At 35.0% G+C, this 17,214-nt stretch carries 6 protein-coding genes; 3 read left to right on the plus strand and 3 right to left on the minus strand.

The genetic code is table 11. The annotated features are described in order from the left end of the window. Positions 1-39: 39 nt before the first annotated feature. Genes DYH63_RS00960 through DYH63_RS00970 form a run of 3 tightly spaced genes read right to left on the minus strand, consistent with a single transcriptional unit; the run spans position 40 to position 5,241 of the window. Positions 40-1,278 (minus strand): phosphorylase family protein, encoded by a 1,239-nt coding sequence (locus tag DYH63_RS00960; RefSeq protein WP_116787017.1) that lies wholly within the window; start codon positions 1,276-1,278, stop codon positions 40-42. Next, entirely contained in the window at positions 1,275-1,727 is a 453-nt protein-coding gene (locus DYH63_RS00965) for a response regulator (protein WP_116787018.1), read from the minus strand. The genes DYH63_RS00960 and DYH63_RS00965 overlap by 4 nt, the downstream gene beginning before the upstream one ends. Further along, on the minus strand, positions 1,708-5,241 hold the full coding sequence (locus DYH63_RS00970) for a hypothetical protein (RefSeq protein ID WP_116787019.1): 3,534 nt from the start codon (positions 5,239-5,241) through the stop codon (positions 1,708-1,710). The genes DYH63_RS00965 and DYH63_RS00970 overlap by 20 nt, the downstream gene beginning before the upstream one ends. Positions 5,242-5,820: 579 nt before the next feature. On the opposite strand from DYH63_RS00970, the gene DYH63_RS00975 reads away from it, so the two are divergent. From DYH63_RS00975 to DYH63_RS00985, 3 genes are all read left to right on the plus strand, one after another. After that, the gene (locus DYH63_RS00975) at positions 5,821-7,608 is read left to right on the plus strand and encodes a hypothetical protein (protein ID WP_116787020.1); all 1,788 of its coding nucleotides are present in this window, start codon (positions 5,821-5,823) and stop codon (positions 7,606-7,608) included. Between the two features lie 231 nt (positions 7,609-7,839). Further along, positions 7,840-9,069 (plus strand): hypothetical protein, encoded by a 1,230-nt coding sequence (locus DYH63_RS00980; RefSeq protein ID WP_116787021.1) that lies wholly within the window; start codon positions 7,840-7,842, stop codon positions 9,067-9,069. A gap of 752 nt (positions 9,070-9,821) precedes the next feature. Next, on the plus strand, positions 9,822-16,370 hold the full coding sequence (locus DYH63_RS00985) for an alpha-2-macroglobulin family protein (protein WP_116787022.1): 6,549 nt from the start codon (positions 9,822-9,824) through the stop codon (positions 16,368-16,370). Positions 16,371-17,214: the final 844 nt, after the last annotated feature.

The following is a 17,214-nucleotide window of genomic DNA, read 5'->3' on the forward strand; positions in this document are numbered from 1 at the left end:
TTAATTCCAAAAGATTACTCGAAAAATATTTCTCATAGTTTATATATCAAAATCCATTTTATTCAATGCAAAATAATATAAAAACGATGCGCTTGTGTAAGATGCGTATGGTTGATAATCATCATTTTTTTCCTTATCGCCAAAGTCAGAAATAGACTTTATGGATAATGCAGCTATAGGTTTAGGTTTTATAAAATTTTCAGCCGCATAAAATACTCCATATGTTTCCATATCAATTCCTATCAATTTTCTACTGTGTATTTTTATCTGGTCTAAAGCTTTTTGATTTTCAAGAACGCTGGCACCTGACGCTAATGGACCTACATGAATGTTAAGTTCTGAAGACATATTATTTAAAACCCACTTCGATTTAATTTCATTTAAAAATTCTCTACTACCCTTGCAAGATAACAAGCTTTCTTTTAAATCAGCATTCAAGTTAATAGATCGAAAATCTGGAGAGAATTCTTGCTCTCCTTGTTCAGAAGTTTTAATTTTTCCGCTTCCACTGTCGAAAGCAATATCACTGATCAATATATCTCCAAAATTGCCAATTCCTTTAACTCCGCCTGCAATTCCGGTCATAACAATATATTTTGGTCTGAAGTTTGTTAACAACTTTGTAGTTAATACAGCTGCGGCAACCATTCCCATTTGAGGAGCTGATGCTGCGACGACTTTAATACGCTTATCTTCTTTAGTGAATACTCCAACGTGATATTCGGTTGAATCTTTATCTAATTTTAGTGTTTTCCAATCAGCTTCTAATTTAAGGATGCTGTTCAACTCAGGATTACGCAGGGCTGTAATTATTGCTAAATCAAAATCATATTGTTTTGAATTATAAGAGCTTAAGTCCGATTTTGATTTTATCAGGTACTGAATTTTTGTGCTAATTTGATTTCTCCAACTAGTATTTGTTTCATCATATTTAATTAAACTCCAAAGTTCAGTTTCAAACTGTTCTTTGAAATTTGTAATGTGTTCATCAAATGCTGAAAAACCAATAATGTGAAATGGTCTTTTCAATTTTCCTGAACCTCTATTAATATCAGCCAAAAAATTTATTCCGTTTATTGGTAATGGATCGTCACCATCTCGCATTGGAAGCGCTAAATCTAAAACTAATAAGTCATAGTGATTTTCCGTAATCATTCTTTTTGCAAAGATTACATTTGTTGTAGTATCAAGGTTTATATCGGTAGATATTTCACTTATTACTTTCCTAAGATTTTTTATTTTATTTTGATTATCGTCTGCTATTAATACTGATATCATCTTATCGTTCTTACTATTATTTCGTTAAGTTGTTTTTGCCATATAGATTTATCAGCAGAATAAAATACTGTATCTACATAAAGAGTAGGAAAGGAGTTATTTAATTTATGTTTGAGCCCCTCTAATTCTATGTAAGACTCTCCTTCTCCAAACGTTTCAAATTGCGTAACAACAATCACCCTAGATTGAATATTTTTACGCTTTAATTCACGAAGAATATCGAAGCCTGCTAATTTCCTAAATTTATACCCATCCTCCCCTGGTTTGATTTCAAAGTTAGGAAGTTGCATATCTAAAAGTATAATATCGTAAGGTTTAGATAAAACCTCTTTCAAACCCGATTGATATGACTTTTTTAATTCACACGTAGCATCCAATAAATTTTTAGATATAAAATCTAATATCTGTTTGGACTTATTTGGATCATCCTCAATAACTAATATGTTCATAATCGTTTTTTTGTAGGTTATCTATGTTAAACTTAATTTTAGTTTTAAAAATCCGCTTTTCATCTACCTCGAAAATATCGATCATATAATCTTTACGATATAGGTCAATCACGAGTGTTTTTCTTATTTTAATATAACCTGTTCCATCTTCAGCACGCGTTTTCTCGTTATCATGATTCTGAAGCATGAGTTTCTTAGTTTCAGCAATTTTGCTATTCATTTCTTCCAAATCAAGTTTGTCTGAAAAATTATTTTCTACTTCTATAGTCAAGATATTTTCTTCCAACTTTGCACTAATACTAATATATAGTTCCCTTGGATTTAATTTTGAATGGTTCAAAATATTATGAAAGAGATTTTGCATTATATATGTGAAATGTGGGAAATATTCACCTTCAAAACGAGTCGGACATTCAATTGCAATTTTTGGTATTAAATTACCATAATCTTTAAAAATTCTTTTGAGAATTGTTATTGATGCATTGATTGGTAGATCTATCTCAAATTCATTTATTGTTTTGCTATTACTGCGTTTAAACCATGAAGATATTTTGTCTAATTCATTTGAAATTTCAGTTTGACAAGCTGTGATACTACTTATAATTTCATTCAATTCTGGATACTCATTTCTTTCCAAATTGCTCTCAAGATTTCTCGCTAAATCAGATAAATTTTTTATCATTTTGGCTTTAACAACACTTGAGATATGTTCTCGAATATTATAAAGAATTTTTTCTGTTCTTTCCCATAAAATACTTATCACGGTATCAAAAAACTCTTCATAATTGTCAATCGCTCCTATTTGATAGCTAAATATCTGCCAAAATTCATTTTCTGTAAAAGCATAGTCAAACAATCCTTCTGTATTCTTCTTTTCAGTTCTAATCTGTATTTTTTTATTTTTCAAGTCACTACAAATGGTGTCAATTTCACTTGAAAAATCAGCCATTTTAGAATTGAATATTTCATTTAATGCTGGTTTCAAATGGAGCTTTTCCTTCCAATATGTGTTCTCTTGATAATTATTTGACGAATCTTCTTTTTTAGTAACCAAATTATATAATTCAAAGACACTTCTTATTTCACCTAGTAAAGTACCATGTCGAATTCTCATACTAAGATATGTGTCAATTCCAAATTCATTACTGGCAATAAATTTATCACGAATTTTAGAAAACATATCAATGAATTGAGTAAGTCTTGAATAGCTTGTGATTTTCATGTTGGATATAGAATCAGCCTTATTTTCTGTATTTTTACTGTAATAAGGTATTAAAATAGTCTCTGTGTTTTCATCTATTTTTTTTATCTGATCTAATGGCAAATTCAATAAATTTAAACTTCTTTCAAAGCTTTCTCTAATGTCTTTATCTAAAGAAGTCCTAATTCCGTTGACGTCAACATATATTTTACTTTCATCAATTTGTTTTATTCCTTTCCTAATTAATTGATTTCTGTTGATTTCTGCGATTTCATTTATATAGTCTTCAAAATTATTGCGGTCAATTTCTGAGAGTAAACGACATACCTCTACTCTCTCATTATCTAATTCATCTTGACTTTCAAACGAAGGAGACGAATCATATACTTCCTGTCGACAAATATATCTTAAGAAGTAAATTAATTGTTCAGATTTAAAATCTTGTTTGTTTTTTTCTAATTCCCTAGGTAATTTCAGATCTTGATTGCACATAAACTCATCATATGCTATCCATAAATCGTTTTCATTTAACAGGATGGAATATTCGTTTAGATAAATTGAAGTAGCAATATCAAAATATAGCTCATTATGATCCTCCGAGCGTATTTTATTTAATAAAAAGTTACTAAATAACCTGTTTTTCAAATTCTTGTTAGCAAGAATGTTTTCGACTGTAAGGTTAACTGCTTCGCTGTAACGATCAAGATTTAGTAGACATCTTAGTTTTGAAAAAATAATTTCCTCTTTATTATGAATTAAATTAACTTCATATTGCAGTGAAGTATTTTTTTCAAGTGCGCAATATTCTTCAAAAGCGCGCTCATAATTACCTTTGACTTCCTCGATCTTTATGTTATAGAAAGCTTCTCGAAAACTCGCTACCTTATAATTCTCATACACAATCTCGCTATCGGAAACTAATTTAGCACTTATACGTTTCCAAAAAAGAACTACTTGCGAGTTAGGGTAAATCTCATCCAATTTGTTCAAAAAGTTTTCACTATCCTCTTTTAAAAATGTGGTCATGGCAGGGTTGCAATAATCCGAAGACAGAATTGATAACTTTTGAATGTCTATAAATTCACCAATAGTAGAGTGTTCAGAATTGAAGTAATAGAAATATTTTGTAGTCCACGGGTTGAGCCCAATTGAGTTATATGTTTTATAAGCGTTAGCTATAGATTCCTCATAGTTAGAATTTTTAGTAATGATGTTGTTTAGGTCTGATAATGTTTGGTTGGCTATTGAATTTTCTTTAAAAAAATTATCAAAAGGTAGGTCTAAGTTAATTAACGATTTAATATAAACTTCATATATCTCAAAGAATAAGGGAGCTACTGTCAACAAACTTTTCGCTTTTTCTGAAGCCTCAAAATAACTTCCTTCAGTGTATAAATCTAAGACTTCTAAATATTTTAAATTGTAATTACTAAGGTTGATTTTTTCAGTAATACCAAGGGCAACTAAAATGTTTGTTAATCTAGGGTCGTTAATTTTTTTATTAAGTTTTAGTACAGCATCTTTTATTGTGTTCATTAATTTTTCGTCAAGCTCTCTGTGTGATACAACATTCAAGATAATATTTATAAATAATATATATTTATCTATAATTGAATACCCATTAAAATATGCTAGTATAAAACCAAAATTACCCTGATGGAAATGTTTGAAATAGTTCAGCCGATAGTTTAAGAGGTTTTGTAGAAGATCTGAATGTAATTGAATGAATGGCTCTATAATCTCCTCGAATGCGAAAAAAGATAAATTTTTTTCTATTCGAATGCTTTGATATTTTGCAAAAACATTTGTAACACCTTGATTTTTGGAACTAACTGTATTGGATAATATCTCTTTATTTTTCTTAAAGCCATTCTCGTATTCTGCCACAATCAATTTTTGTTCAATTGACCATTGAGAATAGCAAATATCGCTCTCAATTTTCTCAATTAATAGTTTGGCTTCGACATATTCGCTTTTTAAAATATTCGAATATACTTGATTTTCAAGCGAAAGAAAATTATTCACTTGATCTGAATATCTCTCTATAACATAGGCATACCAATTTATTTCTTTGGTAAGGTCATCATTAAAATATGTTTGACCACCTTTCCCAATATCGGCGTAACTTTTAGGTAATGATTCACCATTTATCTGTGTAAAACGAGCGTTGCTTACAGTGTTTAAAATTTTGTATTGTTTCTCAGTATCGTCAAATGAATACTTGAGATCACTGAGCAATTTCTCAGAAGGTATTCTTGTTTGACGCGAGGTTAGATTTCTTTCTACTTTTCTTCTGGTTGCTCTGTTCGACATTTTGACAGTAAGAGTTTTTTTGATTTTTAATTATATAACGTAAGGTTAGTCCCTTTAACAAATATATTAATTTTTGCAGCCTTTGGTTAATTTGGAAAAACTAATACTTAGAATTTATATTCTGTTATTATATTTGTATTTTTGACATCACAGAATATAATTATTTTGCATTTCATATTCAATTTAAGTACGTTTGCTTTAGATGAATTTTAGTTGATTTGTGGAAATTTCATGGTAAAAATGCTCTAAGAAGTTTAAAAGATATGCATTGAAGCGAGTTTAAAATATTACTTAGCAACATTAAACTAAATGCTTACTTTTTGCTGACGAAATACAAAGCGTAAATGATATGGCACTTTTAACGATACAAATGCTGGAGGTAAACAACGGAATTAAAGAAAAAGGTTATAAAATAAAGGAGAGCCAATAGGCTCTCCTCAATATCTAAGGAAGTAGAATTAAATTGCGGAACTTTCGTCCAGTACCAATAAAATCTTATCTTCCTTTTTTATTTTGATACAATTGAATGTAATTAAAGTCTGTAAATCACTTTACAAAAGTAGTTAATATGTTTTATTAATGCAACTTATCAACCACAAAAATACCCGTTTAACGATTTGTCAACGTTTTTTTATAGAAAAAGCATTGGAGATGTTGTATTTGGGAACGATTGATTCGTACAGGGTTAGGCTTCACAATCCTAAAACAGTATTGGAAGAATTGCGCTATTGCCTTCGCGAATTTAAAGCAGGAAGGATTAAACATTTCCAAACAATAAGGCATAAAGATAAAAGCAAGAAAGCATTAGTAGATGAGTGTTTGCAGGCGTTAGAATTAGATCCGAATTATCTTCATTTCAGCTCTGTATCGCCAGTTTATCTGAAAAAGGTTCTGGAAAATATTGATGAGATGAATTATTTAAAAGTAATTTCTTCGATTGATTTCCTAATCAAAGAAAACTCGGATTATTTATCTTTAGCCCTTGTAGGATTAAAGCAACTGATCGATACCAATGATTCATCCGTTTTGAATCTTGAAAAGATTGATACGACTTTGAATATAGTGTTGAGCGAGCTCATAAGTATGGGCTTTTCAAAAGGATACCTGTATAAAATTACCTACGGAATTTTTGTAAATACTTTAACCGAAGAACGAGAGTTTGATAATCATTTTAGGGGATTTGAACAGAAGATTATTCATGAAGAAATTGTGTTTAACGTGACCTTCAGAATGGATACAACTGAAAAAGTTTATGACGCAATTACCGCGATAACCTCTGAAGCAATAATATTAAACAACAGCGTAGAGGGTGTAGAATTAAGAGATTGGAGACAAAATGAATTACTTAACTTCAATACCCCATCCCCAACGAGAAAGTTTTTACAGTGTACTGTAAGCGCTACAGATTATCTCGCAGCGCTAAAAAAGGCAAGAAGCATTCTATCTGAGTATCTTGATGTGATAAATCTTGGGTTGTCAGATGAATTTTTGCACATACATAACCGCGTATTGGTAATTGATACTGAAAATCCATCTTGGGGAGGATTCCAAAATAACGTTAATATCCTGGATGGTAGATACAGAGTTGCTATAGATCACTATCAGCAATTTACTATGAAGCTGCCGGGAATACTTACAAATGCAAATGTACAGACAGAAACAAAAGATAAAATAAAATCAGCAATTCGTTACCTGCGCCTTGGCAACCAATCGACAGAAGTAGAGCATAAATTCATTAATTACTGGATTGGATTAGAATATCTTTTTTCAAATTACGAGAGTCAAAACACAATAAATCGCATTAAAGAACACTTCATTAATGCGCATTCACGGGCTTATATAAAAAGGAACAGTAGTAGTGTCCTCAAGGATATCAATCAATTAGATCCGGTCTTAAAAGCAGAGATCCCACTTTTTACAAATAAGTTAGAGGATTTCTTGAACATTAATTTTTACGATCAGGCAGTGGATAAACTTTTACCAAAACATCCTCTTCTTTCTTTTAGAATAGCAAAATTAAAACGCTGGTTTGCCAAGCCAGGTAAACCTTTGAGTGCATCGGAGTATTTGGCAAAACACCGCATTAATCTTGAAATTCATTTTACGAGAATTTATAGGTTAAGAAACGAGATAATACATGATGCAGCAACCAATACTAATAATGAACACATAGCATCAAACCTCCGTTATTACCTGACCTTTATTTTAAATGAAATTATAGATTACCTTCATAAAAATGGAGGAGATTCCGTATCTATCGAGGAATACTTTATATCGAATGAAATAGAAATCGGCAACTTGGAAACATTGGGCAACACGCTTGAGGATGTACTCAATATTGATTGCTCATTGGATTTCATTACTTAGTGATTGCGTAGCTGAAGTAATAACTAAATTGCAATAAATAAAAAACTATAAAGAATTGAAAATAAATAAATTAAATATTTAAACGCTTATTAAGAAGAGTCATGTGTTGTATTTTTTATATACTATTGTGAAAATTATACTCTATGCTGTACCACATACGCAGGTCCAATAACATAGATATATGCTATACGTAGCTGAGATATTATAAGTTACCCCGCAACTGTAAAAAAAATGAACGAAATTCTATCAACCATTGGACAAAATTGGTTTACAAATATTCTTGGAATAGTTGGAGGAACTTTGGGTATTTGGACGTTTATAGATTCTTATTTAATTAGATTTGTTCCAAAAATTTATATCGGAACAAAAGTTATTATTGAGAGTAGGCAAACTCCTCATCGTGAGGATTTAGAATCTATCATTTGTTCTTTAGAATTATGTAATCATAGAAAAAGATATGGAGTTATATATGATTTCGCTGTTAGAGTATACAAAGCAGATGAAATAAATTCAGATAATGCAATCTACTATGCATCACAATTAGTCAATAAAATTCCAATAAATATTGACGAACTTAAAAATCAAGAGTATGAATTATTCAATCCAATAACAATTTTACCAGAATCAAACAGTTCTGTTAATCTAGTTCTCGGAGATGTTCTTCACCGCTCAAAAATGAGTATATCGAAATCAAGTAATTATTATTTAGAAGCATACTACCAAAAGAAACCAGAGGGAAAATGGTTTTTCATTGACAAGTTGTATTTATATAACAAAGGTCAATATTCAAACTCAACAAGTCAATACATACAATTTTCAATTTTAAACACAGATGCAACAAGAGAAAAATTAAATAAAAAAATAAGACCTCAAAAAACAAATCTATATTTAGGAGCTTCTCAAAAGCATCTTTCTGGAAAATGGATTAGATATAGATATCTCATTTTTTACAGACCTTTGAGGAGGATTGCAGATTTATTTTATAGTGTGCCATTTTATACAAGTTTTGTTTTATCTTTTGCAATAGACAAATTCATACGAATTCCTATTATAAAAAAATATGGTAAAAATATTACTAGAGCAAATATTACATTTGGCTCACCAAAAGAAAGACCAGTAACTGAAGCTGCTTTCAATCAAATCTATTTAGAGCTTAGTAAACTTATCACAAAAGTCAATGACGGTGCAGATAGAAACGCATTAATTTCATTAGAAAAAAAAGATTCCTATATTATTCTCTCAAGATATAAGTTATCAATCAAGTTTTATATTTCTGGCGATAGATCTATTTACGTACAGGAATTAAATGCTCAATTAGGAAGTAGATTTACATATAACTTAAGTCTGGAAAATGCAATTTGGGGTAAAAATTATTGGGAATTAAAAAACTATGGGTTTATAAGTATTAAATCATTTTCAGTAAAAGTTTTAGATGCTTTTATAATACATTCTAATTACTAATTTAACTGTGGGTAATAGTTATTTACGCGATAGCTGTTTTAGTATTTCTTAGACGAAAACTACTAAATTGAAACTTGTTTATCCTTATTATTAAAAAGTCGCCACTGCGTAAGACGGCGGAGCATTGTAAAATACTTCATTTTACATACTCAAAAAGCATCAGGACTGGCATCAAGTGTTCGACTGTGATCCCTGACAGCCCACCACTACGAAAATCATTGAGAAATCAATGATTTTTTACTTTAAAAATGATTAATTATATAGTGAAATGTTGATTTTTTAAGAATTAATGTGATATTTGGTCTTCGATAAGATACCTCATAGTTTATATTTTTTTAGTAGATAAATTATGGCAAATTTAATAGCGACTATCACTATTAAATTATAAGAATTTTTTCGGCTTCAAAAAATGGCTATAGTAAACAATAAGTACCAGAGAAAAAACTACCATATAGTACACTGAACAAAAGTGAGATCTTGTGCAATCTCTGTTATTGGAGGGTTTTATGGCCATCTCCCTCAATGAATCATCATAGATACGTTTATTCCGATTATCAAATTTGATTGTTTATATCTAAAAATTAAAAGTAAATTCCTGCGGTTAAATATAGTAACTTCACTCTGACTTGGGATAGTTCTTTTTAACAATTATTAAGCCTTCCCAACCTTTCTGATTAAAAAACAATCTATATAAGTATTGATTATTTTTTTAGTCCTATTTTTACGTAATCCATACCAACTGCTGCAACGCCATGAAAAAAAACATACTGCTTTTTTGCTGCCTTTTTATTTTTAGTAATGCCATAGCCCAGGATTATGATACGCTTTGGGAGAAAGTAATAGCTTTTGAAGCTGAAGGACTCATAAAATCGGCGGCAGCGCAAACCGATACTATTTATCTAAAAGCAAAAAAAAGTGATAATGAAGCACAGCTACTTAAAGCCTTTTTTTTCCGGTCGCGCTATATGCAAACCCTTGAGGAAGATGCCCAGCTTCGCATAATTGAAGATATACGGGCTGAAATGAAAACCGTTTCGCCGCCCACTAAAGCCTTTATGCAAAGCCTTTATGCAGAAATGCTGAATGATGTGTATAACCGAAACAGTTCTACAATAAACAACCATGCAGATGTAACCGATACCGAAACTGCCGCTATAACACTATGGGGAAGTAATAATTTTAAAGCCGCCATTATAAAAGCATACAAGAAAAGCCTGGAACCTAAAGAGCTATTGTATAAAACTCCACTTTCGGTTTATAACGAAATACTCGATGTAAGCCCGATGGCACCCGACAGAGATCGCCCCTTATATGATTTCCTGGCGGAAAGGTATATTAATGAATATAAACCTTATGAAAAAGACTATAAGGAGATGCCGAAAGAAATAGCAAAAATGTTGCTGGGCACTTATGGCGTTTTTCAGAAAATATCCATTCCCGATAGTGTTGCCTTTACCAAAGACCCGATATATAATAAACTGCAACTGCTACAGAATATAGAAAAATGGTATGCTTTAAAAAAAGATACACTAAGCCTGCAAAGGGCCATAATGCGCAGGCTGGCATTTGTTTATGTGTCGTTTCCTTCGGCGCTAAATAAAGAGCAGGTGTATATGGATACCCTACAGGAGCTTATAAAACAATGGAAGGATAGCCCTTATGCTTACCGTGCAAAAGCAGAGCTTGCCCGCATGTATGTACAAACGGCTACTAAAACACTACACCCGGAGTATAACGATAAGGCATTGCAACTGTGCAATGATATAATAGCCCATTTGCGGGTAAACGATGTGGCAACACGGGCGCAGGTTTTAAAGAACAAACTGGTAAACCGCACGCTTGCTATATTTGCAAACAGTAGCGCATTGCCAGGTAAACCGCAACTGGCAAGGGTTACATATAAAAACATCAATTTTGTTCAGCTTGATGTTTTTAAACTGATCTATACAAAAGCGCAGGAATTTCCTAAGGTGATTCCTAAAAGCTATGCAGATTCGCTTACCGCAGGGAAACAGCTGTTGAAAAAGATAGAATACATACTGCCCGAACGGCACGATCATTTTGAGTATTCTACGGAGGTTATTATTCCCGGGCTTGCTGCCGGTGCTTACCTGGTGCGTGCGGTAGATGATAAAGGCGTAGCGCTGGGTTATGAGTTGCTTACCATAAGCGGTATTAACATGGCAACCGTTGAGATACAAGACGATAATAATGCATGCCAGATACTTAATGCCGAAACGGGTGCCCCTATTGTAAACGCAGTAGTAACCATAGACGGTAAAAAGGTAAAATTAGACAGCGAAGGGCGTTTTATGTACAAACCAGAGAAGGTAAAGAAAATACCCAACCACCCCACAAACAATGTTTTAGTAGCCGTAGCAGGAGATACACTTATAGACCATTTCCGCAAGTATGCGCTGTATTACAAAGATACCAAAGCTGAGGATGATGAAGAGTTTCCGGTGGCAGCAAAGCTGTTTACAGACAGGGCCATTTACCGACCGGGGCAAACCGTATATTTTAAAGGCATTATTTACCAGAAACGGAAACAAAAACTCAGTACCGTGCCTAACCTGTATGTATCGGTGGTTATAAACGATTCTCACTATAACGAGTTAAAAAGTTTCAGGCTAAAAACAAATGAGTTCGGGTCGTTTACCGGCAGCTATACACTGCCCACAAACGTAATGACGGGCGAGTTTATGATAGAGCTGGATGAGGATAACGAGATGGAAACTGACCCAGCCTATAATAAAAGGCACGACGAGCATCCTTTTTGGGACTATGCCGATTTTGATTTCGACGATGTAAGTTTTCGTGTAGAGGAATACAAACGGCCTACGTTTGATGTAAGCTTTGAACCCGTAACAGACGATACCCGCTTGGGCGAAAAAGCAACGCTTACAGGTGTGGCAAAAAGTTTTAGCGGTGTGCCGGTATCTGGGGCAACGGTAACTTATAAGATAACAAGAACCGGGGTTTGGAGCGGCAATGGCTATTCTTACACTGAGATAGGTAAAGGCACCGCCGTTACTGATGCCGAAGGCAAGTTCGCCCTTAAGTTTACAGCCCTGGCAGACCAGGCGGCGGCTCCGGCTAAAATGCCGGTTTTTACCTTTAACGCAAACGCCGAGGTAACCGATATCAATGGTGAAACCCACAGTGCAGAGGGAAGTATGAGGGTGGGATATCATTCGCTAATGCTTACGGCAGCAATAACGCCAGAGGTAAATCCTAAAAATAAAAATGTGCTTACGCTAAACAGCACTAACCTTAATGGTGCGTTTAACCCGGCAAAGGGAACGGTGAACATTTATAAAGTGGTGCCTAAAAAAGGCCCATATCTCAATCGCCCCTGGCCGTCACCGGAAATACAAACCATCCCGCAGGACGAATTTGAAAAAGCATTTCCGTATTATCCGTATTCGTCGGAACAGAAAGACACCGTAGTCTATTCAGGAAAAGTATTCGAAAAAGAAATAAACACCGACGAGGCTAAAGAGCTGACCCTTACCGATTTTAGAGCATGGCAATCGGGCTTGTATGAAGTGGTATATACCGCCCGTGATTCGGCGGGTTATAAAGTAGAAACAAAACGACAGTTTACCCTTAAACGCGATGACGATAAGGCCGCGCCAGATAATCTGCTTTTTGAGAGCAGGGTGGCCGATTATAAAATCAGTGGCAACAACAGCTATGCCATACTGGAGTTTCGCTCTACATTTCCGCTGTATATAAACATCAGTACGCTCGACAAAAAAAGTGTGTTTTTTAAAACCGTACAGATAAAAGATGGCTTAATAACGGTAAAAGTACCGGTTACATTAGTGCAGGATCATTTTACCTACCAGGTAGATTATATATGGCAAAATACGTTTGAGCATAAAGCGCCCTATACATATATAGATCGTTCGCTAAAAGGGCTTGAGGTAGAAACGCAAACCCTTACCGATAAGCTAAAGCCCGGCAAGAGCGAAACCTGGTCGTTTACCATAAAAGGAGGCAAAATGCCTGCCGAGGTACTGGCCTCTATGTATGATGCGTCGTTAGATAAGTTTACCAAAGCAGATTGGGAATTTAATACCGACAACGATAATATATTTAGTGATTATGAAAAGGATAAGAATGATTATATCGACCTGTCAAGCCGTAGGTTAGCGCGTAACGATCGGTTAAGTATAAATTACAATAATAATTACGGCTATGTAAACCAGGGCTTTTTTGATTACGAACAACGGTTAAATACCTTTGGTTTTAACATCAATAAATCGGATAATATTTATGCGAAAATTGAAGTGGGCAATGTAGTATACGCCAATGGCCTTAGCGTTGTTACCGGTATAGTAACTGATAGTAATGGTATGCCTTTACCTGGTGTAAGTGTAGTAACCGATAAAAAACTGGGTGCGATTAGCGATTTTGATGGCAATTACCGCATAGCCGCCGCAAAAGGGAGTAAGCTGTATTTTAGCTTTATAGGTTTTACATCGGCTGATGCGGTAGTAGACGGCAAGATTTTAAACATTGCCCTTGCCGAAAATAGTGGGCATTTGGATGAAGTTGTAGTAATAGGTTACGGTACCACACATGCACAAAGTTTTGGGGCTGGGGGCGATATTATTACGGTTACCAGTAAAACACTAGAAGGCAGGCCTAATGCTTCGTTTATTCAAATGCTGCAAGGGCAAGTGCCGGGTTTAAACATGCAACGTATGTCGACGACCGGAAGCGTTACAACAGTTGTATTGAGAGGGGCAGCATCTATAAATGGCGTGGCAGAGCCTTTGTTTATTATAGATGGCGTTCCGGTTTCGGGAGAGCAATTCAGAAAAATGAATCCTAATGATATCAGTTCTGTAACCGTCTTAAAAGATGCAGCGGCCACATCTATTTATGGAAACCGGGGAGCTAACGGTGTTGTACTCATAAATACACAAAATGCCCAAAAAGAGCTTGAAGCCCTAAAGCAGGTGGAGTCGCGCAAAAGCTTTAACGAAACGGCCTTTTTTTACCCGCAGCTAAAAACTGATAAAAAAGGCAACATCAGTTTTACATTTACAACGCCGGAGTCGCTTACCGAGTGGAAACTGCGCCTTTTAGCCCATAACAAAAACGTGCTTTCAGGATATTTTCAGGGCACCTTTGTAACCCAGAAAGACCTGATGGTGGTGCCTAACATGCCACGGTTTTTACGCGAAAAAGATACGGTTGTGGTATCGGCAAAAATAACAAACCTTACACCCGAGGCTAAAAACGGCAGCGCCCTGCTGCAACTTTTTGATGCGGCCACTATGCAGCCGCTTGATGAGCAAATGATAAACATACAGCCGGTAGTGCCTTTTGCTCTTGCCCCTAAAGGCAGCAGCATTGTGAGCTGGACGTTTACAGTACCCGTAGGCATACAGGGCGTGCAGTATAAAATTGTGGCTAAAGCAGGCGATTTTAGCGATGGCGAAGAAAACATACTGCCGGTACTGAATAATACGATTTTAATTACCGAAAGCGTACCCCTGTGGGTAAAATCTGGCGAGACTAAAACGTATACGCTTCAAAACCTTAAAGATGCTGCACCATCTGTAAAACATCAATTGCTATCGCTTGAATATACAACTAACACGGCATGGGTGGCCTTAAAATCATTACCATATCTCACCGAATTTGAATACGAATGTTCTGAACAGGTGTTTGCACGCTTTTATGCTAATAGTATTGCAAAGCATATTTTAGACAGCAACCCCAGAATAAGCGAGGTGTTTAATTCGTGGAGAGAAAAAGGCGCAAACTTAAATAAACTTGCCCAGAATGCCGAACTAAAAAGCATTGTACTGGAAGAAACCCCCTGGCTACTGGAGGGTAAAACAACCGAGGAGCAAAACAACCGCCTGGCTACCCTTTTTGAAATGGATAAGTTAAGCAGTGGCCTTGCTGCTAACCTCAATAAACTTAGGGATAGGCAAATGCCGTCGGGTGGTTTTCCGTGGTTTGAGGGTGGCAAAGAAGACGCTTTTATTACCCGCCATATTGTAGCCGGGCTGGGGCATTTAGAAAAGCTGGGCGTGCTCCAAAAAAGCGATTCTGAAAGTGTAGCGCTTATTACTAAAAAGGCAATTAATTATCTTGATGCTGATTTTCTCGACGGATATAAAAACCTGAAAAAACAAAAAGAGTATAAAATTACCACCCATACTAATGAGTTGCATTACCTGTATATGCGCAGTTTTTATGGTACAACCTTAAAGCCCGGAGATACCCTTGCAAAAGTAGCGGAATTGTATGTAGCTGAGGCTAAAACACATTGGAAGGACTACCCGCTTTATGAAAAAGCCATGCTTGCGCTAGTAGTATCGCGAAGCGGCGACAGTATAATGGCCAGTAAAATTATTGCCAGCCTTAAAGAAACATCGGCAAACAATACCGAGTGGGGCATGTACTGGATAGCGAATACTCCGGGCTATTACTGGTACCATGCCCAGGTAGAAACCCAAGCCGTGCTAATGGAGGCTTTTAGCGAAATAGCTAACGATACCCAAAGTATTGATGCCATGAAGGTATGGCTTATTAAGCAAAAGCAAACCCATAACTGGGCTACTACTAAGGCTACAACCGAGGCCGTGTATGCCCTGATGATGCAGGGCAGCAACTGGCTCGCCGAAAAAGAAAGCACGGTTATGAAACTGGGCAATAGCGAAAAGAATATAAGCGATAAGATGGGCGCGGTAGAAAAGGAAGCCGCGACCGGTTATATGAAATTGCGATGGCAGTCCCAGGAAATTAAAAATGAACTCGCGCAACTTACTATAACCAATAATGGCAAGGTACCCGGTTATGGTGGTTTTTACTGGCAGTATTTTGAAGATGCCGATGCTGTAAAACCCCTGCCGGATGGTGCCATAAACATTACCAGGCAGCTCTATTTAAAAACAACGGGAGATGCACCCTTACAGCCTGTAAATGAAAATACAGTAGTAAAGGTGGGTAATAAACTTACAGTACGGCTTATAATAACCGTTAAAGAAGATCTGGAATATGTGCATGTAAAAGACCTGAGGGCAGCGGCGTTAGAACCAGCCGATGTGCTTAGCAGCTACCATTACCTTAATGATGCGGGGTATTATAAGAGCACCCGCGATGCCGCCACACATTTCTTTTTTGCAAAACTGCCACGTGGCACTTATATATTGGAATATGATGTTACAGCAAATACTGCTGGTAACTACAGTAACGGGCTTAGTACTGCCCAGAGCATGTATGCCCCAGAGTACGGCGCGCACGGAAAAGGTAGTAGAATTACCATAGATTAGTACTTCATTTCTAAATGGCAATAGGATTATTTTTATAGAAATGAAAATAGCCATTATTGGATGATGGCAAAGGAAGTAGCTACATTTAACAGGTGAAAGTTATTTATATCTTAATACACAAATTTTATGGTAGGTAGTTACTAATTTATGGAATTTCTTATTCACTCTTCAAACCTAAAAGTAGATATTTTAGATTAGGCTTGAAACTCAAACTTTGTTAAACAATTGTGTTCGATAAACCCTCATACATTAAAAATAGATATTTTACTCCAAATTTTAGCTCTCAATATTGACCAATTGTGTTATGAAATCATAAAATGAATATTCCAAAGTAAAAATATATGCGACAACAAGCGTTTCTTTAAATTATTAATAATCAATGAATTTAATATTTTAAATCTCATTAAATATAGTTAAAATAGGTATAAGGTGTTCGACTGTGATCCCTGACAGCCCACCAATTACAAACTCTTCAGGAAGCTGAGGAGTTTTTTTATTTTATTCCCCCACAGGTTTTGGTCCCTAGAAATGGCTGTTGAGTTGTTAAACCAATCAAAAAACCGATAGTATATGTATTATCCGTTTAAATATATATATTTGTGTAGAAGTAAACAACGAAATGGGGGCAAGGAAAAATTGGAAAACTTACTTAAGCCAAGTGCTCACAGCAATTGTATTAATCCTTTTTTTTAAAGCACACGCCCAGCAATCTGACTTCAGTACACTCTACAAAAAAGTTTCAGAGAATATTTTTTATGACCATTCTAATATAACTAATATTCTTAGTTATTTAAGTAATAAAGCTAGCGGTTACCAAGAAACAGCCCAGGTAGATATTATGTAT

The sequence above is a fragment of the Flavobacterium psychrotrophum genome (assembly GCF_003403075.1).
GTDB lineage: Bacteria > Bacteroidota > Bacteroidia > Flavobacteriales > Flavobacteriaceae > Flavobacterium > Flavobacterium psychrotrophum.

Excerpts from the sequence above, each read along its gene's own strand:
- DYH63_RS00980 (WP_116787021.1), top strand. The coding sequence starts at position 7,840 with ATGAACGAAATTCTATCAACCATTGGACAAAATTGGTTTACAAATATT.
- DYH63_RS00985 (WP_116787022.1), top strand. The coding sequence starts at position 9,822 with ATGAAAAAAAACATACTGCTTTTTTGCTGCCTTTTTATTTTTAGTAAT.
- DYH63_RS00975 (WP_116787020.1), top strand. The coding sequence starts at position 5,821 with ATGCAACTTATCAACCACAAAAATACCCGTTTAACGATTTGTCAACGT.
- DYH63_RS00960 (WP_116787017.1), bottom strand. The coding sequence starts at position 1,278 with ATGATATCAGTATTAATAGCAGACGATAATCAAAATAAAATAAAAAAT.
- DYH63_RS00970 (WP_116787019.1), bottom strand. The coding sequence starts at position 5,241 with ATGTCGAACAGAGCAACCAGAAGAAAAGTAGAAAGAAATCTAACCTCG.
- DYH63_RS00965 (WP_116787018.1), bottom strand. The coding sequence starts at position 1,727 with ATGAACATATTAGTTATTGAGGATGATCCAAATAAGTCCAAACAGATA.